The sequence below is a fragment of the Bacillus haynesii genome, assembly GCF_001969855.1.
GTDB lineage: Bacteria > Bacillota > Bacilli > Bacillales > Bacillaceae > Bacillus > Bacillus haynesii.
Genome location: NZ_MRBL01000017.1, coordinates 12,595 through 34,582 on the forward strand (window position 1 = coordinate 12,595; position 21,988 = coordinate 34,582).

Here is a 21,988-nt window from a genome sequence, read left to right on the forward strand (position 1 = left end):
AATAATAAAAGATGAATAATAAAATTTTTTTTCAATGAGGTTCTAAACATCGGATCGCCGAAATAAAATAAAGCGCAGATGAACTGCGCTTATGTCCAGGTATTACAGCTCGTCTATTTGATGTTCGGAAATTACGCGGAAGCCTTCTTTTTTCAGAAGTGCCGCCGTAACGCCGTTGCCGGCTATTTTTTGGCTTGAGAAACTTCCATCGTATATATGACCGCTGCCGCAAGACGGGCTGTTTTCCTTCAGCACGATCGTATCAGCCTTGATTTGCCTTGCCATCTCCAATGTTTGATAGGCCCCTTTTACATACAGGTCGGTTACGTCATTCCCCGATTGTGTCTTGATCACCGCCTTGCCGTCTAAAACGTCTTCTCCCGTCCCGCCTATAATTTCGGCCGGTTCCCTTGGCGTTTGAAATCCGCCGAGCAGTTCGGGACAAGCAATCACCGCTTTTTTATCTTCAACAAGCTTATTGATTTTCCCAACATAGCTGTGTGATCCGTTATAGCGGCATTCTACCCCGGCCAGACATGAGCTCACCAGTATCATTTTTCGTATCCCCTCTCTTGCATATCAGATAGCCCTATTTTAAACAAAATTTCCGCGCTTTTCTCAATCTCTATGAATAAAAAATTTGAAAATAAAAAATTTAATTTACCCCTTTACAAATGGGTAGGAACCTGTATATAATAACTTTTGTCAGCTTTACGAGAGCTGCTTGAAATGCGCTGATGGCCCGTTGGTCAAGTGGTTAAGACACCGCCCTTTCACGGCGGTAACACGGGTTCGAATCCCGTACGGGTCACCATTCTTTTTTGGACAGCACGTTAAAAAGCATAAAGCGATTGCCTGAGTTTTTTAAAGGAAGGCATGCTAAAGGCGCAACATCCTGTTGCAACGCGCACTTGTACGTCCTGTACTTCGGAGGATTAGCTCAGCTGGGAGAGCATCTGCCTTACAAGCAGAGGGTCGGCGGTTCGATCCCGTCATCCTCCACCATTTTTCGAAGCGGTTTTAGACACAACCGCGCCGGTAATTGCATAAGATACCATATCATGCCGGTCTAGCTCAATTGGTAGAGCAACTGACTTGTAATCAGTAGGTTGGGGGTTCAAGTCCTCTGGCCGGCACTGTTTTTGGAGGGGTAGCGAAGTGGCTAAACGCGGCGGACTGTAAATCCGCTCCCTCAGGGTTCGGCGGTTCGAATCCGTCCCCCTCCACCATTATTGGGCTATAGCCAAGCGGTAAGGCAACGGACTTTGACTCCGTCATGCGCTGGTTCGAATCCAGCTAGCCCAGTTTTTGGACATCCTGTTCGGATGTCCTTTTTATTTTGTCTTTTTTGTATAACTATTCAAAAAAATGTCTTGTTGAGTCAATTCTGAATTGGAAGGTACAATGAAGATCTGAAAGGGGGATATCATATGTTAAAACAGCAGATTTCAATGATCGGCGTACCGATGGATCTCGGTCAGCTGAGGCGGGGAGTCGATATGGGACCGAGCGCGATTCGCTGTGCCGGTGTGAATGAACGGTTGGAAAGCCTTTGTCAGGATATTGAAGACCTCGGCGATATGACGATCGGGCAAAGAGAGGATGAGAAAGAAGGCGGGGAGCCGGCATCTGAAGAGCTGAGAAATTTGAAAGCGATTACAAAAGCGAGTGCAAAACTGGCTGAGACTGTCGATAAGATCGTGGCTTCGGGTGCTTTTCCGCTCGTGCTAGGCGGTGACCACAGCATTGCGATCGGAACGCTTGCCGGCCTTGTGAAGCATTATCAAAACCTGGGTGTGATCTGGTATGATGCCCATGCCGATTTAAATACGAAAGAAACGTCTCCCTCAGGCAATATTCACGGCATGCCGCTCGCCATCAGCCTGGGGATCGGCCATGAAGGGCTGACAGGCATCTATGGAAAAGAAACGAAAATTAAAGCTGAGAACATCGTCATCATCGGTGCGAGGTCACTTGATGACGGGGAAAAAGAATTGATTCGCGACAAAGGGATCAAAGTATATACGATGCATGAAATCGACCGCCTCGGCATGACGAGGGTGATGGAAGAAACGATAGACTATTTGCACGACAGGACGGACGGTGTCCATCTGTCACTCGATTTAGATGCGCTTGATCCGAACGATGCGCCTGGTGTCGGAACTCCGGTGGCGGGAGGCATCAGCTACAGGGAAAGTCATCTGGCTATGGAAATGCTGGAGGAATCGAAGTTGATTACGTCCGCTGAGTTTGTCGAAGTCAACCCGATATTGGATGAGAAAAACAGGACGGCGGAAGCGGCTGTAGCCTTAATGGGATCGCTGTTTGGCGAAAAGCTGCTTTAGGTACGGTTGAAGAGCGGCCTCTGGCTGCTCTTTTTTATGATAGAAGTCTCAATTTCATAATGTTTATGATGTATAATAATTTTAAGCTAATATTAAGCGCATGATCCCTGTCAAAGCATCTACACCCTGCCAAAAATTTGATAAACTATTTTTATGAATTTAATGAAACCTTATAAAAATCAATTCGTATACATAAAGACCGGTGAAGGCAGAGGTTAGATAAATATGGAAACAATGATTAAAAAAAGAATCAAACAGGTGAAAAAAGGCGATCGTAACGCATTTGCAGACATCGTGGATATTTACAAAGACAAAATTTATCAGCTTTGCTACCGTATGCTCGGCAATGCGCATGAGGCGGAAGATATTGCGCAGGAAGCGTTTATCAGAGCATACGTGAATATCGACAGTTTTGATATCAACCGGAAATTTTCCACATGGCTTTATCGAATCGCAACCAATTTGACCATCGATCGTATCCGTAAAAAAAAGCCGGACTATTACTTGGATGCAGAGGTGGCAGGGACTGAAGGACTGACGATGTATTCCCAGGTTGCGGCGGATGTTGCGCTTCCAGAGGATGAAGTGGTTTCTTTGGAGCTGCACAGCACCATCCAGGAAAAAATCTTAAGGCTTCCCGATAAATACAGGACGGTCATCGTATTAAAGTACATTGATGAGCTCTCACTCATTGAGATCAGTGAAATCTTGAATATTCCCGTAGGTACGGTAAAAACAAGAATACACAGGGGCAGAGAGGCTCTCAGAAAACAATTAAGGGATCTTTAAGTGGGGTGATGAAATGAGCTGTCCGGAGCATATTGTTCAGCTTATGCATAAATACCTTGACGGAGACATACTTCCGGAAGATGAAACGCGATTAAAAGAGCACCTCCAATCATGCGAAGGCTGCAGAAAGCACCTTCATGAAATGGAAAAATCCATCGCTCTTGTTCAGAGCACATCGCATCTTACAGCTCCGGCGAACTTTACAGCCAATGTGCTGGCGAATCTGCCGAAGGAAAAGAAGACGGTATCGATCAACAGATGGCTTAAAGCCCATCCGTTTTTAGTGGCGGCAGCTTTATTTGCAATTTTGATGGGCGGCAGCTTCTTCTCCAGCTGGAAAAACGATCAGGATTTCAGCGTATCCAGCCAGCCCAATCTCGTGGTGAAAAACAACACGGTCATCGTACCTGAAGGCAAAATTGTCAAAGGCGATGTGACCGTGAAAAACGGAAAGCTGATTATAGAAGGTAAAGTCGACGGCGATGTCACGATTGTCAATGGTGAAAAATATACGGCTTCAGCAGGACAAGTCACCGGTCAGATCCATGAGATCAACGAGGTGTTTGACTGGATCTGGTATAAGATCAAATCGACCGGAAAATCGGTTTTTGACGTGAAGGAGTCTAAAGAGTAGAGCAAAGCGGGCGAATGGGCTTTGCTCTTTTTTTATGAGGGGCCGCCATTTCACTTGGAAAATCAATTTGTGCTATAATAGCCTCTGTATATGTAAAAATAATAGATCATACCATTTTGAAACATATTAACCTTACTAATGACTGAATTCTTGGAGGACGAGGAAATGGCTTTTGAGGATATCCCTTTCTTGCAGTACCTCGGCGATGCCGTTGATATTCTCCTTGTTTGGTACGTAATATATAAATTAATGATGGTCATCCGCGGGACAAAGGCGGTTCAGCTTTTAAAGGGAATCGTGGTCATTGTTCTCGTCAGGCTGGCCAGTCAATATTTAGGATTAAGCACCCTGCAGTGGCTGGTTGACCAGGCGATCACATGGGGGTTCCTGGCGATCATTATCATCTTCCAGCCCGAATTGAGGAGAGCGCTGGAACAGCTGGGGCGGGGGCGCTTTTTTTCGAGGAGCGGAACACCTGAGGAAGAGCAGCAGCAGAAAACGATTGATGCGATTACAAAAGCGATTAAATATATGGCGAAACGCCGGATTGGCGCGCTTCTGACGATTGAACGGGAGACGGGAATGGGCGATTACATAGAAACGGGGATCCCTTTAAATGCAAAGGTCAGCTCTGAGCTATTGATCAATATCTTTATTCCGAATACACCGCTTCATGACGGCGCCGTGATTATGAAAAATGATGAGGTTGCTGCAGCCGCCTGCTACCTTCCGCTTTCTGAAAGCCCTTTTATTTCAAAAGAGCTTGGGACGAGACACAGAGCAGCAGTGGGGATCAGTGAAGTGACCGACAGTCTGACGGTTGTCGTATCCGAAGAAACGGGCGGCATCAGCGTCGCCAAAAACGGAGACCTTCACCGTGATTTATCGGAAGAGGCATTGAAAAACATGCTTGAAGCGGAATTCAAGAAAAATTCGCGAGAAACTTCCTCAAATCGCTGGTATTGGAGGGCGAAGAAAAATGGATAAGTTCTTAAACAATCCCTGGGCTGTCAAAGTAGTCGCGTTATTGTTCGCGTTTCTTCTTTACTTTGCGGTCCACAGCGCTCAAGCGCCGACTCCGAAGAAACCAGGTGAATCGTTTTTCCCGACATCGACAACAGACGAAGCGACGCTCACCGATATACCCGTCAAATCGTTTTATGATGATGAAAACTACGTCGTAACAGGCGTGCCGCAGACGGTAAATGTCACGATCAAAGGCCCGACAGGAACCGTCAAGAAGGTCAGACAAGTGAAGGATTTTGAGATTTATGCCGATATGCAACACCTGAAAACAGGCAGGCATAAAGTTGAGCTGAAGGCCAGAAATGTTGCCGACGGTCTCAGCCTGACCATCAACCCATCGGTGACAACCGTGACCATCGAAGAAAAAACGACGAAGGAATTCCCGGTCGAGGTTGATTTTTATAATAAAAACAAAATGAAAGACGGCTACACGCCGGAGCTGCCGATCATCAACCCGAAAAACGTCAGCGTCACCGGCTCAAAAGCCGTGATCGACAGAATCCAGAACATCAAGGCGACGATTAATTTAGAGGGCGTCGATCAGACGGTTGAAAAAGAAGCCAAGCTAACAGTATACGACAAGGACGGAAATGTCCTGCCGGTTGAAGTCAGTCCTTCCGTCGTTAAAATTACCGTTCCGGTGACGAGCCCGAGCAAAAAGATTCCGGTCAAAGTTGACCGGAAAGGAAGCCTTCCGGACGGTATCAGCATTTCCAGTCTCGATATAAGTCCGGGAGAGGTGACCGTCTACGGGCCGCAAAATGTTCTGGATTCGTTAGAATTTGTCGAGGCTGATGAGGTTGACTTAAGTAAAATGAAAGATGACACTGAGTTGGAAGCAAATATTAAAGTGCCGGACGGCGCTAAAAAAGTGTCACCCGAAAAAGTGAAAATCAAGGTGAAAGTTGACAAGGAAGAAGAGAAAAAACTGAAAAACGTTTCAATTAAAACCGCGGGGCTGAATGACAGCCGGGATCTTGAATTTCTCGATCCGAAGTCAGGCAAGTTGGATATCACGGCAAAGGGCTCGACAGCCGCGATTGAAAAACTTCAGCCTTCCGACATCGAGCTCTATGTCAATGTGGCGGATCTCGATGACGGCGAGCACAATGTGAAGCTGGAAGTAAACGGACCGCAGAACATGACATGGTCGCTGCCGCGGCAAAGCATTCGAGTGAAAATCTCATCTCAAACAACCCAAAACGAAAAAAATAATGGTCAGGATGAAGAAGAAGAGAATCATTCTGAAAAGGATTCACAACCTTCATGAATCAAAAAGGAGCGATATTAATGGGCAAGTATTTTGGTACAGACGGTGTAAGAGGCGTGGCAAACAGTGAACTTACACCCGAGCTGGCCTTTAAAGTCGGACGCTTTGGCGGATATGTCCTAACAAAAGATAAAGAGCGTCCCAAGGTGCTGATCGGCCGTGACACGCGCATTTCCGGGCATATGCTTGAAGGGGCCCTTGTTGCAGGCCTTCTTTCGATAGGAGCAGAAGTCATGCGCCTCGGCGTGATTTCGACGCCCGGCGTCGCATATTTGACGAAGGCTATGGATGCGGAAGCGGGTGTGATGATTTCCGCTTCCCACAACCCTGTTCAGGACAACGGAATTAAGTTTTTCGGCGGCGACGGCTTTAAGCTTTCCGATGAACAGGAGCTTGAAATCGAGCGTCTGATGGATCAGCCGGAAGATCACCTGCCAAGGCCTGTAGGTGCTGATCTGGGTATGGTGAACGACTACTTTGAAGGCGGACAGAAATATTTGCAGTTTCTCAAGCAGTCTGCTGATGAGGACTTCACAGGCATTCATGTCGCGCTTGACTGTGCGCACGGGGCGACATCTTCGCTGGCGACCCACCTGTTTGCCGATCTTGACGCAGATGTATCGACGATGGGGACTTCTCCGAACGGATTAAACATCAATGACGGAGTCGGCTCAACCCACCCTGAAGCCCTGGCCAAATTCGTGAAAGAAAAGGGAGCTGACGTCGGTATGGCGTTTGACGGGGATGGCGACCGCTTAATCGCTGTTGACGAAAAGGGGAATATCGTAGACGGCGATCAAATCATGTACATATGCGCGAAGTACTTGAAGAGCGAGGGGCGTCTGGCGGACAATACCGTTGTCTCCACGGTAATGAGCAACCTTGGCTTTTACAAAGCGCTTGAAGCAGAAGGTATTAAAAGCGTTCAGACAGCGGTCGGCGACCGCTATGTAGTGGAAGCGATGAAAAAGGACGGGTTTACCTTCGGCGGAGAACAGTCGGGACACCTGATTTTCCTTGATTACAATACGACAGGCGACGGACTGCTTTCTGCGATTATGCTGATGAACACGATCAAAATGACAGGCAAGCCGCTGTCAGAGCTGGCGGCAGAGATGCAGAAGTTTCCGCAGCTCCTCATGAACGTGAAAGTAACCGATAAACATAGAGTGACGGAAAACGAAAAGGTAAAAGCGGTCATCGAAGAAGTTGAGAAGGAAATGAACGGTGACGGCCGCATCCTTGTGCGCCCATCCGGCACAGAGCCGCTTGTCCGTGTTATGGCTGAAGCGAAAACGAAGGAGCTTTGCGAGAAGTACGTAGGCCGCATTGTTGATGTCGTGAAAGCTGAAATGGGAGCGGAGTAATTTTCCGCAGAAGACTGACGAACGAGACTTGCTGATTTGACATAAGATAAAGGGAACCGTTCAATCTTGGAAAAAATGTGAACCATTTTGAAAAATGTTTGACGGTTCCTTTAGCGTATAGTAAAATCAGCTTGTCTTGTTTTAATTTAAAAGGAAAGGCAGGGCAGAAACATTTTTTATAGTTATAGCGCCCGGACTAAGCGTACGGATGAAACAGCTTAGTTGACGAGGATGGAGGTTTATCGAATTTTCGGCGGATGCCTCCCGGCTGACCACAAAGATCACAGCCGCAAGGATTTCCTCAAACCAAAGAGGCGACTCTTTGAACAAAGGGAAATCGCATGATCTTCCATAAAAACATGTAGGAGGGGACGATGAAAGTCCCCGCCTGACAAGCAGACTTTCTTCGTCTCCTGCCTGCGACTTTAGGAGGAAGAAAATTATGTGTGGTATTGTAGGTTATATTGGCCAGCTTGATGCAAAGGAAATTTTACTTAAAGGTTTGGAAAAGCTGGAGTATCGCGGCTACGATTCAGCTGGAATCGCTGTAGCGAACGAAGACGGCGTACACGTGTTTAAAGAAAAAGGACGGATTGCCGATCTTCGCGAAGCCGTTGATGCAAACGTGAAGTCACAAGCGGGAATCGGACACACACGCTGGGCGACTCACGGGGAACCGAGCCGTCTAAACGCTCACCCGCATCAAAGCGCATCAGGTCGTTTTACACTTGTTCATAACGGCGTCATCGAAAACTATGTTCAGCTGACGCGCGAATATTTACAAGATGTAACCCTTAAAAGCGATACGGATACAGAGGTTGTCGTTCAAGTGATCGAGCAATTCGTCAATAACGGTCTTGACACGGAAGAAGCGTTCCGCCAAACGCTCATGCTGCTCAAAGGCTCTTATGCGATTGCATTATTCGATCATAAAAACAAAGAAACAATCTATGTTGCGAAAAATAAAAGCCCGCTTCTTGTCGGCCTTGGAGACAATTTCAATGTTATCGCGTCTGACGCGATGGCGATGCTTCAAGTGACTAACGAATACGTGGAGCTTATGGATAAAGAAATGGTGATTGTCACAGACAAAAAAGTCGTGATCAAAAACCTTGACGGAGAATTGATGTCACGTGCCTCATATATTGCAGAGCTTGATGCGAGCGATATCGAAAAAGGCACATACCCTCACTACATGTTAAAAGAAATCGATGAACAGCCGCTTGTCATGCGGAAAATCATTCAGACGTACCAAGATGAAAACGGCAAGCTCTCCATTCCTGGAGACATTGCAAATGCTGTTGCTGAAGCCGACCGCGTCTATATCATCGCCTGCGGAACGAGCTATCATGCCGGTCTTGTCGGCAAGCAATTTATCGAAACATGGGCGAAAGTTCCGGCTGAAGTCCATGTCGCAAGCGAATTCTCTTACAATATGCCACTGCTTTCTGAGAAGCCGCTGTTTATCTTTATTTCTCAAAGCGGAGAAACGGCTGACAGCCGCGCTGTTCTCGTACAGGTGAAAAAGCTCGGACACAAAGCGCTGACATTGACCAACGTACCGGGATCCACGCTTTCCCGTGAAGCGGACTACACGCTTTTACTGAATGCCGGCCCTGAAATCGCGGTAGCATCAACAAAAGCATATACGGCGCAAATTGCAGTTCTCGCTATTTTGGCAGCCGTGACTGCGGAAAGCCGCGGCAAAGAACTCGGCTTTGATCTTGTCAAAGAGCTCGGCATCATCGGAAACGCAATGGAAGCCCTTTGCGACCAAAAAGACGAAATGGAAATGATCGCACGTGAATACTTGACCGTAACACGCAATGCCTTCTTCATCGGCCGCGGCCTCGACTATTTCGTCTGCCTCGAAGGATCCCTGAAGCTGAAAGAGATTTCTTACATTCAAGCTGAAGGTTTCGCCGGCGGCGAATTGAAGCACGGTACGATCGCGTTGATCGAAGACGGCACACCGGTCATTGCCCTTGCGACACAGGAGCACGTCAACTTAAGCATCCGCGGAAACGTCAAAGAAGTGACAGCCCGCGGCGCCAACCCTTGCGTGATCTCCCTGAAAGGCCTGGAAGAAGCAGACGACCGCTTCGTCTTGCCTGAAGTGCATCCGGAGCTCGCACCGCTCGTCTCTGTCATCCCGCTGCAGCTGATCGCATACTACGCTGCGCTGCACCGCGGTTGTGACGTTGATAAGCCAAGAAACCTGGCGAAGAGTGTGACGGTGGAGTAAGGAGTCGTTTGAAATAAAAGTTTGTACCCCTCTTGGATTGGATGATCTGGAGGGGTATTTTTATGTTTACTAAGCCTGATCAAGAAGAAAACAAAAAAGGCGCGGTGTTTAAGCGAAGCCCGTTCGCCAGCGAGCTCGCGGATGCTCGTACATAATAATTTTACGACTATGAGGATGTGTAACCATGAACAAGGAGACATACATAGAAATTAGAAGAACATCGCAGTTTATGAATAAAATGAGAAAATTTTCAGTGCTGATTGATGGTGTTGAGGCCGGGAAAATCAAAGATGGCGGGAGGCTGCGAATTGATTTGGAGCCTGGCGAACATGAGATCCAAGTGAAAATTGATTGGTGTGTAAGCCAAGCTTTGAGGTTTACTTTAGATGAAGGAGAAGTGTTAAAGTTTAGATGCGGAAGTCCGGTTCGTGGATGGAAGGTGTTCTTCGTCCTTTTTTATGTATTGGCAGATCCGGAGAAATACTCGTTTATTGAGCTGGAATAGGCGGTTAAAGGTGGCCTTGGTCTGCATCATCGCCATCATAAGCTGCACCGTAACAACCTGATGAAGAGTGTGACGGTGCAGCTTTTTTATCCGATATACTCCGAATAAAAACATGCTGGCCATGATTATAAGCCCGATCCTTTTTTAAAACACTTTATTTCTATAAATCCGAATCGACAGAAGCCATGAACACCCGTATAGCGTAATAATTGATATGGCAACGATCAGATACAGAGAAGTATTTTGTAAGGTTAGAAGCATGTGAATGAACTCTCTAATTTGATCGTTCAAGTTTTGGACAATAAAATTAACCGTTAGCATATACAAGCCAAATGCAACAATAGATGCATTCAACAGATAGTTGCTTTTGAATTTATAACAAAATGGCAGCATGAATGAAGCAGCTGTCATCACAATGGCGACCATTAGCAAAATGTCTTTCCAGATCGTAAGTTCCCGGTGAATGATAAAGTTTGCGATAAATATGGCCGCAGCCACCATACATGTAAAGAGAACGACGACAATATACTTTGAACTGACAATCTCCTTCCGTGTATAAGGCAAAGAATTGAGAAGCATATGTATAGAGGACTTTTCATCTATTGAAATGGCATTCATAAAAATAGCAATACTAAATGCAATTCCAACCCAGATGGGGGAAACATCCAATGTTAAATAAACACATAACCCTAAAAACAAAACCGCCAATGTTTTTTTCTGCAAGACAATGTCCTTACGTATTAAGTTGAACATGCTCTTTAGCTCCTTTCTTCGTATAAAACATAATATCTTCAAGGGTCGGTTTTTCAATTAACACCATATCCCCAAAAATGTCTTCTGTTCGTGATTTATTCGCAGTTAATGCTTCAAATCCATGAGTTGATTTTTGAACCGCTATAAATTCCTGTTCGGTCTCCCGATCTAATAATTCCATGCCGCCTTTTACAATTGCATATTGTTCCTCAATCTCGTACAAGTCCTTTGTAAAGATATGCTCTCCTTTATGAATGAACGTGATGTAATCTGCAATTTTATCTAAATCAGTTGTAATATGAGTCGAAAAAAAGACCGTCTTATCCCCATCTTGCATGAGCTGATGCAAGATTTCCAACAGCTCCCGGCGGAAAATCGGGTCGAGTCCGGACGTCGGTTCATCCATAATAATTAATTCAGCATGATGGGACAAAGCGACGGCTAATGATGCTTTCATCATCATTCCTTTTGAGAACGTCTTAATTTTTTTCGTGAGCGGCAAGTTAAATGTGTTCACATAATCATTAAATACTTGCTCATCCCAATTGATATAAGACCTTTTCACAATATTCTTCATTTCAGCCAATGTTAAATGTTCATAGAATATGTTGGAATCAAATACAAAGCCAATTCGTTGTTTGATTTCTTTCTCATGCTCCTTGTAATTCATGCCAAATACCGTAATTGTTCCGCTGTCAGGCTGCAATAAGTTCATGATCAGTTTAATCGTTGTTGATTTCCCCACGCCATTTCCGCCGATAAATCCGGTGACAAACCCTTTTTTTACATTCATTGAAAAGTCCTTGAGTTGAAAACCATCGAACGATTTATGAACATGCCGGAGTTCAATTACATTGTCCATCATTCTTCCTCCTGATATAAAATGGTAAGCAAATCTTTTAACTCTGTAAGGGGAACGCCTATGTCTTTGCTATTTTTTATCGCTGCCGATAATTGCTCTTCAATTGCTTTCATTTTTCCTTCTTTCATCATTTCGTCATTCTGATCTGATACAAAAGAGCCTTTCCCGACTACGGAATAAATGAAGCCATTCTTCTCCAGTTCTTCATAGGCGCGTTTTGACGTAATAAGACTGACATTCATGTCCTTCGCCAATTGGCGCATAGAAGGTAGCGGCTGTCCCGGCTTCAATTCATCGGCAAGAATATGATCCTTAATTTGGGTGTAAATTTGTTCATAAATGGGTTGCTTTGAACGATTCGAAATTATAATTTTCATTTCAAAACCCCTTTAATTATACATAATATATACAATATGTACAATATACACAAAGATGAACTGAATGGCAACGATTTTTTATGTCCTCTTTGAATAACAGGAATAGATTGTCAGATAGGATAAAAGGGCACTATACACATTGACAATTTGCGATATGAAGATATAATGATTGGTATGGAACCTATTGAAATTTTCAAAGCTTTATCAAATGAATCAAGGCTGCAAATTTTGCAATGGCTGAAGGAGCCTGATCGTCATTTTGAACCCCATGAAGGGATTGATATGAACACAATCGGGGTGTGTGTCAGCCAGATCACAGACAAATTGAAAATGACGCAATCGACGGCTTCACAATATCTCGCGATCCTTTTAAGAGCCGGCTTGATTAAGGCGGAGCGAATCGGAAAGTATACGTACTACAAAAGAGATGAAGAGGCCATTAGAAAGCTTGCTGACTTTCTTAAAACAGAGATATGAGCATTCAAAAAATAAACATCTTTTGATGATGTTTATTTTTACACCATACATATCGACATATTCCGATGTGTTTATTTTTTGATTTACATATCGTTATTTCGTGATATGTAAATGTATAAAACGAAGAAGGAGCGAACGATTATGTTTAGTGCTTGGAAAATTTATATTTTAGCGATCATCAGTTTTTTGGTAGGGACCTCAGAGTACATTATTTCCGGGATTTTGGATCAGATCGCCCAAACACTCGGAATAACTTTAGCTGCCGCGGGCCAGCTGATTACGATCTTTTCCCTTGTGTATGCAGTTTTCACACCGGTTCTCATGGCGTTGACGGCAAGTATGGATAGGCGCAAGTTAATGATGTATGCTCTCGCTTTGTTTGTGATCGGAAATATTCTGGCCTTTACCCTGCCTGGCTATGGCTGGTTTGTTGCAGCGCGGGTCATTATGGCATTGGGGGCAGGCATGGTTGTGGTCACGGCATTAACGATTGCCGCCAAAATCGCTCCGGCGGGTAAGCAGGGCAGTGCAATTGCTACAGTGGTCATGGGGTTTACCGCTTCTCTGATCATAGGTGTTCCACTCGGAAGAATGACGGCAGAAGCATTAGGCTGGAAGTCTGTATTTGGAGGAATTGCTTTACTGGGATTCATCGCAATGATTGTTATATTCTTAATCTTGCCGCATACCGAAGGCGATAAGCCTGTTCCTTTGCTTCAACAGCTTTCTCTTTTAAAGAACCGGAAAGTAGCAATGGGGTTATCAATCACTTTTTTCTGGCTCGGAGGGTATTCCGTTGCATATACTTATCTGTCTCCTTACCTTCTGACCGTTTCAGGGATAAGCGGCAATTTGCTTAGCGGCTTTTTGCTTATATTTGGAATCGCCAGCTTGGTTGGATCGAAGTTTGGCGGATATAGCACCGATAAATGGGGCGTTCCTTTTACACTCGTTGGCGGGATGGCGCTGCATATCATCGCACTGATTTTACTGTCGCTTGTCACCCATTCCTATGTCGGAGTACTGTTGATTCTCATATTATGGTCGTTTGCCGCATGGTCTACCGGCCCGACGCAGCAATATCACTTAGCGACGCTTGAACCGGAATTGTCAGGTGTATTGCTCGGCATCAATCAATCGATGATGCAATTCGCCATGGCCGCAGGTGCAGGAATCGGAGGGATTTTTGTGGAAAAAGTGTCGCTGGCTTCCATTACATGGTTTGGGGCATTGGAGGTTATGATTGCGATTGTTGTTGTTTTGCTGACTTTCAGTTCGCATTACAAACGGAAAGCAGGATCTGTAAGAGAAATCAGCTCATAATACGTTGCCTTGATTGGTGTTGAAAATTCAATGGTTTCATTCCTCATATCTTACTTGCTTTTTTCGAAGTCTGACAGGTAGTGTTGAGCCGAAAAATCCAACATCCGCCCGCTGTAAAACGAGCGGATGTTTTAATTTAGTCCGCTAAAATCCGCAAATAAGCCTTCCAAGGTCCGACATCATCCTGATACCGCTTCGCCAGCACCCTTGCGATTTGCGAGATGTGAGTGAGGTCGTGGGCAACCCATGTCGAGATTTGTTCTCTCAGTTTGACGATTCCAAACTCAGGGTGCATCCCCGTTTGTTCGAAGTCGGTTTCAGAATTAATGATCTGCCGCAATGTTTCCAGATTCGCCCGTCTGCTGTCCGCAAATTCGTTAAGCAGCTGTTCCATCGTTTTTCCGTCGTTTTGATTCAACTGGCTGAAGCGGTCGAACGGCGGAAAAGGTTCCGTTGCTCCTTTTGTCAGGATCATTTTGATCCGCGGCAACCAATTGTTTTTTTCTCCTTCAATCAGATGGCCGACTACATCAAAGGCATTCCAGGTGTTCTCGCCTTCATTGCAATTGAACCACTCAATCGATAATCCGGTCAGCAGCTGACTCAATGTTTGTGGTGTGCGCTCCAGAATTTCTATGGCTTCCTCGGGTTTAAAGTTCATGTGAATACCTCCTTTCATAAAAAATCACGTCAACTGCCGCTCAGCAAACTCACGATACAGCGCATGCGAAGCAATCAGCTCGTGGTGCCGCCCCCGCCCTGTGATCTCGCCTTTTTCGATAAATATAATTTGGTCCGCGTTCACGATTGTCGATAGCCGGTGGGCGATGACGAAGGTGGTGCGGCCTTCCATGAGGCGGGCAAGCGCCTGCTGGACGATGGCTTCTGATTGGCTGTCGAGGCTGGCTGTCGCTTCGTCCATCATTAAAATTTTCGGGTCACGCAGAAAGGCGCGGGCGATGGCGATCCGCTGTCTTTGTCCGCCGGACAGCTTGACGCCGCGTTCGCCGACTTCCGTATCAAGCTGCTCTGGAAATTGTTTAATAAATGTATCGGCATACGCCATTTCTGCGACTTTCCAAAGTTCTTGATCGTCAATGCTGTCGGCGTAGTCCAAGCCATAGCATAAGTTCTCACGGATGGTGCCGGACATCATCGGGCTGTCTTGAGATACGTAGCCGATCTGGCTGCGCCACGATTTCATCGACAGCTTGTTGATCGGTGTTTCCCCGATATTAATGACCCCTGAGTCCGGTTCGTAAAATCGTTCCAAGAGGCCGAACATCGTTGTTTTTCCGCCGCCGCTCGGACCGACAAATGCAATCATCTGCCCGGGATCGACGTCGAAAGATACCTCCCGCAAGACAGGCTCGTCATCGCCATAAGAGAAAGATACATTCTCGACACGTATCGGCAGATTGGAGATATCTATCTCAAGCCCTTTCTGGCCCTCTTCCTCTTCAGTATGCAAAATCTCGATGATCCGCTCTGTTGCCCCTTTTGCTTTTTGCAGCTGAGTGAAAAACATTGTGAACGATGTGATCGGGAAAATGATTTGAAACAGATAAAGCAAAAAGGCGATCAGCGAGCCTGCCGACATCGTCCCGTCAGAGACGCGGATGCCGCCGTAGCCGATGATGGCGACGATTACAATCATGATGACAAGGTGCATAAACGGGGAGACGAGCGCAAATATACGGGCTTCCTTGAGGCCGTATTGAAAGAGCTTCGAAATGCCTGATAACCCTTTCATTTTTTCTGTATGTTCGGCGTTTGATGCTTTCATCAATCTGATTTCGCTTAATGTCTGCTGGACATGTCCGGTGAAGGAAGCTGTTTCATCCTGCAACGTTTTGGAGATGCGCTGCATTTTCATGCCGAGCGGGATCATGATGAAGGTCGTGATCGGAACGGAGATCAGCATGAGGAGTGTCATTTTCCAATCCATAATCAGCAAAATGATCACTGCTCCGACAATGGTGATGATTCCGGAAACAAACTGCGGAAAATGGTCGGAAATCAAGCTTTCAACAATGCCGGTGTCATTGACAACGCGGCTGACGGTTTCACCGCTCGTCTTTTCGTCAAAGTAGCGGACAGGAAGGCGCAGCAGCTTGAACCACATGCGCTCGCGCAGGGAAGCGACCACTTTTTGCCCGGCGTAGGAAAGAAAATAGGTCGAAAACCCGTCGCAGACCGCTTGAACGATAAAAACGAGCGCAAGGATTCCCGCTAAGGCCAGATTGATCGAATTGGCGGAAAAGCCGTCAACCATTTCCCTTGTCAACAGCGGAATGGACAAGCCAACCAATGTAGTGACGAGGCTTGCGGTCAAACCGACGGTTAAAGCCAGCCTGGGTACGCCGGATGTGAGAATCATTGATAAAAACGGTTTCATGCTACTGTTGTTTTCTGTTTTCATTTGATAAACTCCTTATCGATATAATGTCAAAGAAGTTGATGGCGCAAGCTGTAACGCATCATAATACGATATAAACAGCAGAAAGTTCCCGATTATTGCGGATTTAAAAGATTGACAGATGACATGATTGTAACTATTATTGTTACATATAGTTGATTGACGATAAGAAAGGAAGAAAAACATGACAATAAATATTAAAGTATATTCCGATTATGTCTGTCCATTCTGTTTTCTCGGAAAAGACCAGTTCGAAAAAGCGATCGAAGGCAAAGATGTGGAAGTCGAGTGGCTGCCATTCGAACTGAGGCCGCGCCCATCGGAGCAACTTGATCCGTTAAACGACCCGTCCAAATTGGCGATGTGGGACGGCGCCATTAAGCCGCGAATCGAGGCTTGGGGCGTCAATATGAAGCTGCCGAACGTCTCTCCGCATCCTTATACAGATCTGGCTCATGAAGGCTATCACTTTGCGAAAGAACACGGTAAAGCGAAAGCGTACAATGATCGGGTTTACAAAGCGTTTTTCCAGGAAGAGCAAAATATCGGCGACATCGATGTGTTAACAGCGCTGGCCAAAGAAGCCGGACTGGATGAACGGGCTTTTAAGGAAACTTTAAACTCCAGAACATATCAGGACGTGCAGCGGAAGGCGCTCCAACACGCTTACGAAGAAGCCGGTATCACGGCCGTTCCGACTTTTATCATTGGCAATGAGCGGATCGCCGGGGCGGCGGCGAGGGAAGTGTTTGAACAGGTGATCGAAAAAGAAAGCAAACAAAAGCCTGTTGACGGCTTGCAGTGCGACCTTGACGGAAACAATTGTTAAGCAGGAAAACTGAGCGATTTGAAGAACCCTTTAATAGGGTTTTTTTTATACAGGAAAGAAGAGGGAAGACAGTTGACACTCCATCATTTCATTGCAGCCGATCAGGAGCTTCCGTTGGGGAGCTTCCAGGACCAAACAAAAGAAGGTTTGATTAACATCGCTGGGCTTGATCAAGGGTACGAAATGGTCAAAACAAAATTCAGCAAGCCGTTTGTATATGAGGCGACCGGCTGTTTACATAGACCGGGAAATGACATAAGGGCGCTATTCAGCTATATCAATTCAAATATGCCTAAAGGTGAAGATATAGAAGTTTACTCTTGCTGGGACGGTGAGGAAGACAGAGAAAAAGACGACCGCTTAGACTTTTTCATTGATATAAACGCCCTTCAGCTGGGCAAGCATGTCAAGCTGGATAAAAAGAAATACATGGATGAAATTGCCGGCATGTTTTATTTTGAGGAGCGGCAGCTGGTCAAGATTCGTAAATAAACACGTGTTGGCACAGGGTTTTCACGGCTCTTTCGCCGTTTCATTTAGATATCCAAGCAAGGAGGAATCAAGATGTCCGATCACAAAGCGGCACACAGCGTTCAAGCGAAAGCAGAGGGAAAAACCCTGGTCATGGAGCGGAGTTTCGAGGCGCCGCGGGAGCTGGTGTTTAAGGCTTTTTCTGAGTCAGTGCATTTGGAAAGCTGGTGGGGGCCGAAAGGATGGCAGACTGCCAACAGCAGGTTCGAGTTTCAGCCGGATGGCGTATGGCTTTACTGTATGGAATGCAGAGATGAAAACCAAGGCGAATTCTATGGCCGGAAATCTTGCGGCAAGGCTGTTTTTCAAGAGATTGCGGCACCGGAAAGAATCGTGTACACGGATATGTTTACAGACGAGGAAGGGAATGTTGTTCCCGGCATGCCGGAGATTTTAATTGAGGTTTATTTCAAAGAGCACGGGGAACAGACAAATCTGATCACACGCTCTCATTTCTCTTCTCCGGAAGAGCTTCAACAGTTGCTGGATAAAGGAATGGTCGAAGGCTTTTCTTCACAGCTTGATCGCCTTGAAGACTATCTGAAAGCTATTCGCTAAAAGAGGGAGGACATGTCGATGACGTTTTTAGAGCACTTTATATAACCATGTATTCGCGGACCTCCTCATCAAAATTTACTACAACAATCAAAAAGAGGAGGTTTAAAAATATGCGTACAGAGCAGGAAATCATTGATTTGGTGCTGGAGATCGCACGGGAGGACAGCCGCGTCAGAGCGGTCGGCATGAACGGTTCGCGGACGAATCCGAACGTTCCGAAAGACCCTTTTCGCGATTATGATATGGTCTATGTTGTAACAGATATGCAGTCTTTTCTTGATGAGCCGGGCTGGGTGGACGTTTTTGGAGAGCGGATCATCATGCAGACGCCGGAAGCGATGGAGCTGTTTCCGAATGAGCTTGGCAACCGCTTTTCGTATTTGATGTTATTTAAAGATAGCAGCCGCATTGATTTGATTCTTGTGCCGCTTGAAGAAAAGCTGGAATACTGCCGGGAAGACGGCTTGACCGTGATCTTGCTCGATAAGGATCAGGATCTGCCCGTTATTCCGGCGCCGACGGATCGGGAATATTGGGTGCAAAAACCGTCCCCGCAATGCTTCGCCGACTGCTGCAATGAATTTTGGTGGACATCGACGTATGTGGCCAAAGGCTTGTGGCGGCAGGAAATTCTTTATGCACTCGATCACTTAAATCTCGTCAGGGCCATGCTGCTGAAAATGCTCGAATGGAAGGTCGGTTTTGAAACGGGCTTTTCGCTGAGCATAGGCAAGAATGCGAAGTTTCTTGATCGCTATGTTGATCGAAATACGTGGGAAAGGCTTTTGGAGACGTATCCGCCAGCTGATTATGAGCGGGTATGGGACAGTTTGTTTAAGATGGGGGATCTGTTTGAAGAGACAGCCGCAGCAGTTGCTGAACATCTGAATGAACAGTACCATTTCGCAGAAGCCGAGAAAGTCAGACAGTACCTGAGGCGCGTTCAGCAGCTGAAACCTGATGCAAAGGAAATTGACTAATCAGATGATAGCCGCACTCCCGGCAGGTGAGCCGGGAGTGCGTTTTTTGCGGAGGTGAACGGAATGTTCAGTCTTAAAAACATGTTGAAGGACCATTATGGAATCGACAGTGTGAACATTTCTCCCGAGCAAGGCGGGTGGACAGCACTTGCTTATCAAGTAACCGATGGAGAAGCAGCTTTCTTTCTAAAGGTGTATGATAAAAATAGGGCATCGACAGCGAAATGGACGGCTCTGATTGATGATTACATGCCTGTTCTCAGGTGGCTGAGGGATCACACTGCTCTCAACGGGAAGCTGCCTGTGCCGTTTTTAACAACAGCTGGAGAATACAAGTGTGAAGATGAAGATGCCGTTTATGTGCTTTATGAATACATCGGCGGTGAAACCATTGGAGGTCAGCCGCTGGGCAAAGGCAGCATGGAGAAGCTCGCCAGCATCATAGCGGAGCTGCACCGGTATGATGAGACGATCCCGGTGAAGACAGAAGGAATAAAAGAAGACTATGATATTTCGTTTTTAGGTGAGATGAAACAATGGCTTGATCACCTCCCTTGTGAGTTGGCGGCACTCATTCAACCCTATAGCGGATCAATCCGCGAGATGATGGAGGCAGCTTTATCCCTGGCGGATGATTTGAAATGCAGCGGCAGAAGATTGGCTTTGTGCCATACAGATATTCATGGATGGAATTTGATGAAAACGGGCGGGGAATTGATTCTGATCGATTGGGAGGGCTTGAAACTGGCTCCTGTTGAAGCGGATCTGATGTTCTTGGCTAACCAGCCGTATGTTCAAGAGTTTTTACGCGTTTACTGCGAGACTCATAAAGGGTTTGAGATCGATCAGAACGCTTTGCGGTTTTATCAGATCAGGCGAAGACTGGAGGACATATGGGAGTTTACAGAGCAGCTGGCGTTTGACATTCAGACAGAGAAAGAAAAGGCAGAGACGATGAGCTTGCTGAAAAACGAGCTTGAGGCCATAGAGGACAGCAAGATCGACTACTAAAAAGCTAAACGGAGGAACTCCTGTGAAAAATTATCGTACTTTATTTTTTGATGTGGATGATACACTATTAGACTTCGGTGCGGCAGAAAAGTCAGCACTGCGTAAGCTTTTTGAGGAGCAGCAAATTCCTTTAACAGCTGAAATAGAAGCGAATTATAAACGTATCAATCAAGGTTTATGGAGGGCGTTTGAAAAAGGGGAGATGGACCGCGACCAAGTGGTGAACACACGCTTCTCCCTTTTATTCAAGGAATATGGTCTTGAGGCTGACGGCGTTTTGCTTGAGAAGAAGTATCGCAGCTTTCTTGAAGAAGGGCATCAGCTGATAGACGGTGCTTTTGAATTAATCGAAAGTTTGCGGGATCAATATGATTTATATATCGTGACAAACGGTATTTCAAAAACGCAGTATAAGCGCCTGCATGCTTCAGGTTTATACCCGATGTTTAAAGGGATTTTTGTTTCAGAGGATACCGGTTTTCAAAAGCCGATGAAAGAATACTTTGATTACGTTTTTGAACGGATTCCTCATTTTTCTGTCGATCAAGGGCTGATCATCGGGGATTCATTGACAGCAGATATAAAAGGGGGACGGCTGGCCGGATTGGATACATGCTGGATGAATCCCGGCATGATAGCAAATGATACGGATATTGTGCCGACTTATCAAATTCAAAAGCTTAATGAACTGCAGCACATTTTAAATCATGGAAGAATACCTTCGGCCTGATCGCTGTTGATACGTGTAAATCGGTTTTCCATTACCTTTGTATGCAAGCTGTAACAGGGAGGATGCGGAAGCTGAACTTCCGACGGCCGAGTTGCTGAGGATTTTCCGAAAGCTAAATTAAAACCAAGCAGAGGAAGAATGTGAAACATGCAGCGAAGAAAGGTTTTGAAAAATGCGGCTTTTTCATTAATAGCGGTTTTTGTTTTGTTATTCAGCGTGTTTTTTGTGTGGAGCCGTTTCACATATGAACCATCAAGCAAACTCAGAAAGATGATCAACCTTGATCGAATCGAAAGTAAAAACGGTGTTTACACATTTCAAGCGGATGGGGCAAATACCGGGATTATTTTATATCCCGGGGCAAAAGTTGAACCGCTTGCTTATGCTTACATTGGCGAAAAGCTGAAACAAAATGGTTACAGTGTCTTTATCCCACGCATGCCTTTTTCTTTGGCCATATTCAATCCGAATCAAGCAGAAAGAATGATAAAAGATAACAGTAATATTGATCATTGGTATCTCGGGGGTCATTCTTTAGGAGGAGCGGCAGCAGCCATGTACGCTAAAAAGCATCCAAATAAGATTGACGGACTTTATTTTCTCGCCTCCTACCCTTCTGATTCGCAATCGATAAAAAGTGCGCCGTACCGTGTTCTTTCTATATCAGGTGAACGCGATGGCCTTTCAACACAAGAAAAAACAGCAACCTCCAGAAAGAACCTGCCTGGTACAACAGTGTTTGAGGAAATCAAAGGGGGAAACCACGCGCAATTTGGTATGTACGGCGAACAAAGGGGGGATCGTCCCGCGAAGATCCCAGCTGTTAAACAGCAGGATGAGATCGTGAACGCGATGCTTGACTGGATCAAATCATAAAGAAAGCTCTCGCTTTTTGCGAGAGCTTTTTTGAAGTATTTATGATCTTTTGACCTTGAAAACGCATTAACCCCTGCCCAG

23 protein-coding genes and 5 tRNA genes are annotated in these 21,988 nt (G+C 45.8%); 22 read left to right on the plus strand and 6 right to left on the minus strand.

Annotation, left to right across the window (positions count from 1 at the left end):
- Window positions 1-102 precede the first annotated feature (102 nt).
- Entirely contained in the window at window positions 103-555 is a 453-nt protein-coding gene (locus tag BTA31_RS15005; protein ID WP_043925802.1) for a 2-thiouracil desulfurase family protein, read from the minus strand.
- A gap of 184 nt (window positions 556-739) precedes the next feature.
- On the opposite strand from BTA31_RS15005, the gene BTA31_RS15010 reads away from it, so the two are divergent.
- The 13 genes from BTA31_RS15010 (at window position 740) to BTA31_RS15070 (ending at window position 10,181) form a co-directional block, all read left to right on the plus strand.
- A tRNA-Glu gene (locus BTA31_RS15010) sits at window positions 740-814 on the plus strand.
- A 115-nt stretch (window positions 815-929) separates the two neighbouring features.
- A tRNA-Val gene (locus tag BTA31_RS15015) sits at window positions 930-1,005 on the plus strand.
- Between the two features lie 58 nt (window positions 1,006-1,063).
- Window positions 1,064-1,136: transfer RNA gene (locus BTA31_RS15020), tRNA-Thr, on the plus strand.
- A gap of 8 nt (window positions 1,137-1,144) precedes the next feature.
- Window positions 1,145-1,229, plus strand: a tRNA-Tyr gene (locus tag BTA31_RS15025).
- Between the two features lie 4 nt (window positions 1,230-1,233).
- Window positions 1,234-1,305, plus strand: a tRNA-Gln gene (locus BTA31_RS15030).
- Between the two features lie 125 nt (window positions 1,306-1,430).
- A complete protein-coding gene (gene rocF, locus BTA31_RS15035; protein ID WP_076792898.1) occupies window positions 1,431-2,345 on the plus strand; it encodes an arginase in 915 nt (304 codons plus the stop codon).
- A gap of 225 nt (window positions 2,346-2,570) precedes the next feature.
- On the plus strand, window positions 2,571-3,134 hold the full coding sequence (sigW, locus tag BTA31_RS15040) for an RNA polymerase sigma factor SigW (protein WP_003178438.1): 564 nt from the start codon (window positions 2,571-2,573) through the stop codon (window positions 3,132-3,134).
- A gap of 13 nt (window positions 3,135-3,147) precedes the next feature.
- Window positions 3,148-3,768 (plus strand): anti-sigma-W factor RsiW, encoded by a 621-nt coding sequence (rsiW, locus tag BTA31_RS15045; RefSeq protein WP_076792900.1) that lies wholly within the window; start codon window positions 3,148-3,150, stop codon window positions 3,766-3,768.
- Between the two features lie 165 nt (window positions 3,769-3,933).
- Entirely contained in the window at window positions 3,934-4,755 is an 822-nt protein-coding gene (gene cdaA, locus BTA31_RS15050; RefSeq protein ID WP_003178443.1) for a diadenylate cyclase CdaA, read from the plus strand.
- Complete coding sequence (locus BTA31_RS15055; RefSeq protein WP_043925798.1) at window positions 4,748-6,064, plus strand: CdaR family protein; 1,317 nt, start codon at window positions 4,748-4,750, stop codon at window positions 6,062-6,064. Before cdaA ends, BTA31_RS15055 begins: the two co-directional genes overlap by 8 nt.
- 20 nt (window positions 6,065-6,084) lie before the next feature.
- Window positions 6,085-7,431: a phosphoglucosamine mutase gene (glmM, locus tag BTA31_RS15060; RefSeq protein WP_076792903.1), complete on the plus strand. Its 1,347-nt coding sequence runs from the start codon at window positions 6,085-6,087 to the stop codon at window positions 7,429-7,431.
- A 442-nt stretch (window positions 7,432-7,873) separates the two neighbouring features.
- Complete coding sequence (gene glmS / locus BTA31_RS15065; RefSeq protein WP_076792906.1) at window positions 7,874-9,676, plus strand: glutamine--fructose-6-phosphate transaminase (isomerizing); 1,803 nt, start codon at window positions 7,874-7,876, stop codon at window positions 9,674-9,676.
- A 184-nt stretch (window positions 9,677-9,860) separates the two neighbouring features.
- A complete protein-coding gene (locus BTA31_RS15070) occupies window positions 9,861-10,181 on the plus strand; it encodes a hypothetical protein (RefSeq protein ID WP_076792908.1) in 321 nt (106 codons plus the stop codon).
- 144 nt (window positions 10,182-10,325) lie between these two features.
- Here BTA31_RS15070 and BTA31_RS15075 read toward each other — a convergent pair whose 3' ends face one another.
- From BTA31_RS15075 to BTA31_RS15085, 3 genes are read right to left on the minus strand one after another with little or no spacing between them, the layout of a single operon-like run.
- Window positions 10,326-10,934, minus strand: a complete 609-nt coding sequence (locus BTA31_RS15075) for an ABC-2 transporter permease (protein WP_076792911.1) — start codon at window positions 10,932-10,934, stop codon at window positions 10,326-10,328.
- Complete coding sequence (locus BTA31_RS15080; protein WP_076792913.1) at window positions 10,915-11,796, minus strand: ABC transporter ATP-binding protein; 882 nt, start codon at window positions 11,794-11,796, stop codon at window positions 10,915-10,917. The genes BTA31_RS15075 and BTA31_RS15080 overlap by 20 nt, the downstream gene beginning before the upstream one ends.
- Window positions 11,796-12,173, minus strand: a complete 378-nt coding sequence (locus BTA31_RS15085) for a GntR family transcriptional regulator (RefSeq protein WP_076792916.1) — start codon at window positions 12,171-12,173, stop codon at window positions 11,796-11,798. Before BTA31_RS15085 ends, BTA31_RS15080 begins: the two co-directional genes overlap by 1 nt.
- A gap of 174 nt (window positions 12,174-12,347) precedes the next feature.
- On the opposite strand from BTA31_RS15085, the gene BTA31_RS15090 reads away from it, so the two are divergent.
- A complete protein-coding gene (locus BTA31_RS15090) occupies window positions 12,348-12,650 on the plus strand; it encodes an ArsR/SmtB family transcription factor (RefSeq protein WP_041817139.1) in 303 nt (100 codons plus the stop codon).
- Window positions 12,651-12,791: 141 nt separating this feature from the next.
- Window positions 12,792-13,973 carry an MFS transporter gene (locus BTA31_RS15095; protein WP_076792919.1) on the plus strand — a complete coding sequence of 394 codons (1,182 nt, stop codon included), beginning with the start codon at window positions 12,792-12,794 and terminating at the stop codon, window positions 13,971-13,973.
- 136 nt (window positions 13,974-14,109) lie between these two features.
- Here the strand turns inward: BTA31_RS15095 and BTA31_RS15100 are convergent, their stop codons facing one another.
- Together BTA31_RS15100 and BTA31_RS15105 are read right to left on the minus strand one after the other, a co-directional pair.
- Window positions 14,110-14,634 carry a DinB family protein gene (locus BTA31_RS15100; RefSeq protein WP_076792921.1) on the minus strand — a complete coding sequence of 175 codons (525 nt, stop codon included), beginning with the start codon at window positions 14,632-14,634 and terminating at the stop codon, window positions 14,110-14,112.
- Between the two features lie 24 nt (window positions 14,635-14,658).
- On the minus strand, window positions 14,659-16,395 hold the full coding sequence (locus BTA31_RS15105) for an ABC transporter ATP-binding protein (protein WP_076792923.1): 1,737 nt from the start codon (window positions 16,393-16,395) through the stop codon (window positions 14,659-14,661).
- 181 nt (window positions 16,396-16,576) lie between these two features.
- On the opposite strand from BTA31_RS15105, the gene BTA31_RS15110 reads away from it, so the two are divergent.
- The 7 genes from BTA31_RS15110 to BTA31_RS15140 all read left to right on the plus strand — a co-directional run bounded on the left by BTA31_RS15110 (window position 16,577) and on the right by BTA31_RS15140 (window position 21,907).
- Complete coding sequence (locus tag BTA31_RS15110; RefSeq protein WP_076792926.1) at window positions 16,577-17,221, plus strand: DsbA family oxidoreductase; 645 nt, start codon at window positions 16,577-16,579, stop codon at window positions 17,219-17,221.
- Between the two features lie 72 nt (window positions 17,222-17,293).
- Window positions 17,294-17,713 carry a hypothetical protein gene (locus BTA31_RS15115; protein ID WP_076792929.1) on the plus strand — a complete coding sequence of 140 codons (420 nt, stop codon included), beginning with the start codon at window positions 17,294-17,296 and terminating at the stop codon, window positions 17,711-17,713.
- Between the two features lie 72 nt (window positions 17,714-17,785).
- Entirely contained in the window at window positions 17,786-18,310 is a 525-nt protein-coding gene (locus BTA31_RS15120; protein ID WP_076792930.1) for an SRPBCC family protein, read from the plus strand.
- 110 nt (window positions 18,311-18,420) lie between these two features.
- Window positions 18,421-19,290: an aminoglycoside 6-adenylyltransferase gene (locus tag BTA31_RS15125; RefSeq protein WP_076792933.1), complete on the plus strand. Its 870-nt coding sequence runs from the start codon at window positions 18,421-18,423 to the stop codon at window positions 19,288-19,290.
- 63 nt (window positions 19,291-19,353) lie between these two features.
- Window positions 19,354-20,301, plus strand: a complete 948-nt coding sequence (locus tag BTA31_RS15130) for an aminoglycoside phosphotransferase family protein (RefSeq protein ID WP_076792935.1) — start codon at window positions 19,354-19,356, stop codon at window positions 20,299-20,301.
- 22 nt (window positions 20,302-20,323) lie between these two features.
- Window positions 20,324-21,031: a YjjG family noncanonical pyrimidine nucleotidase gene (locus tag BTA31_RS15135; RefSeq protein WP_076792938.1), complete on the plus strand. Its 708-nt coding sequence runs from the start codon at window positions 20,324-20,326 to the stop codon at window positions 21,029-21,031.
- A 270-nt stretch (window positions 21,032-21,301) separates the two neighbouring features.
- Window positions 21,302-21,907 (plus strand): alpha/beta fold hydrolase, encoded by a 606-nt coding sequence (locus BTA31_RS15140; protein ID WP_239693214.1) that lies wholly within the window; start codon window positions 21,302-21,304, stop codon window positions 21,905-21,907.
- The last annotated feature ends 81 nt before the right edge of the window (window positions 21,908-21,988 follow it).

What these genes read in the sequence shown, in the direction of transcription:
- BTA31_RS15005 (WP_043925802.1), bottom strand. Translation starts at nt 555, where the DNA reads ATGATACTGGTGAGCTCATGTCTGGCCGGGGTAGAATGCCGCTATAAC.
- rocF (WP_076792898.1), top strand. Translation starts at nt 1,431, where the DNA reads ATGTTAAAACAGCAGATTTCAATGATCGGCGTACCGATGGATCTCGGT.
- sigW (WP_003178438.1), top strand. Translation starts at nt 2,571, where the DNA reads ATGGAAACAATGATTAAAAAAAGAATCAAACAGGTGAAAAAAGGCGAT.
- rsiW (WP_076792900.1), top strand. Translation starts at nt 3,148, where the DNA reads ATGAGCTGTCCGGAGCATATTGTTCAGCTTATGCATAAATACCTTGAC.
- cdaA (WP_003178443.1), top strand. Translation starts at nt 3,934, where the DNA reads ATGGCTTTTGAGGATATCCCTTTCTTGCAGTACCTCGGCGATGCCGTT.
- BTA31_RS15055 (WP_043925798.1), top strand. Translation starts at nt 4,748, where the DNA reads ATGGATAAGTTCTTAAACAATCCCTGGGCTGTCAAAGTAGTCGCGTTA.
- glmM (WP_076792903.1), top strand. Translation starts at nt 6,085, where the DNA reads ATGGGCAAGTATTTTGGTACAGACGGTGTAAGAGGCGTGGCAAACAGT.
- glmS (WP_076792906.1), top strand. Translation starts at nt 7,874, where the DNA reads ATGTGTGGTATTGTAGGTTATATTGGCCAGCTTGATGCAAAGGAAATT.
- BTA31_RS15070 (WP_076792908.1), top strand. Translation starts at nt 9,861, where the DNA reads ATGAACAAGGAGACATACATAGAAATTAGAAGAACATCGCAGTTTATG.
- BTA31_RS15075 (WP_076792911.1), bottom strand. Translation starts at nt 10,934, where the DNA reads ATGTTCAACTTAATACGTAAGGACATTGTCTTGCAGAAAAAAACATTG.
- BTA31_RS15080 (WP_076792913.1), bottom strand. Translation starts at nt 11,796, where the DNA reads ATGGACAATGTAATTGAACTCCGGCATGTTCATAAATCGTTCGATGGT.
- BTA31_RS15085 (WP_076792916.1), bottom strand. Translation starts at nt 12,173, where the DNA reads ATGAAAATTATAATTTCGAATCGTTCAAAGCAACCCATTTATGAACAA.
- BTA31_RS15090 (WP_041817139.1), top strand. Translation starts at nt 12,348, where the DNA reads ATGGAACCTATTGAAATTTTCAAAGCTTTATCAAATGAATCAAGGCTG.
- BTA31_RS15095 (WP_076792919.1), top strand. Translation starts at nt 12,792, where the DNA reads ATGTTTAGTGCTTGGAAAATTTATATTTTAGCGATCATCAGTTTTTTG.
- BTA31_RS15100 (WP_076792921.1), bottom strand. Translation starts at nt 14,634, where the DNA reads ATGAACTTTAAACCCGAGGAAGCCATAGAAATTCTGGAGCGCACACCA.
- BTA31_RS15105 (WP_076792923.1), bottom strand. Translation starts at nt 16,395, where the DNA reads ATGAAAACAGAAAACAACAGTAGCATGAAACCGTTTTTATCAATGATT.
- BTA31_RS15110 (WP_076792926.1), top strand. Translation starts at nt 16,577, where the DNA reads ATGACAATAAATATTAAAGTATATTCCGATTATGTCTGTCCATTCTGT.
- BTA31_RS15120 (WP_076792930.1), top strand. Translation starts at nt 17,786, where the DNA reads ATGTCCGATCACAAAGCGGCACACAGCGTTCAAGCGAAAGCAGAGGGA.
- BTA31_RS15125 (WP_076792933.1), top strand. Translation starts at nt 18,421, where the DNA reads ATGCGTACAGAGCAGGAAATCATTGATTTGGTGCTGGAGATCGCACGG.
- BTA31_RS15130 (WP_076792935.1), top strand. Translation starts at nt 19,354, where the DNA reads ATGTTCAGTCTTAAAAACATGTTGAAGGACCATTATGGAATCGACAGT.
- BTA31_RS15140 (WP_239693214.1), top strand. Translation starts at nt 21,302, where the DNA reads ATGATCAACCTTGATCGAATCGAAAGTAAAAACGGTGTTTACACATTT.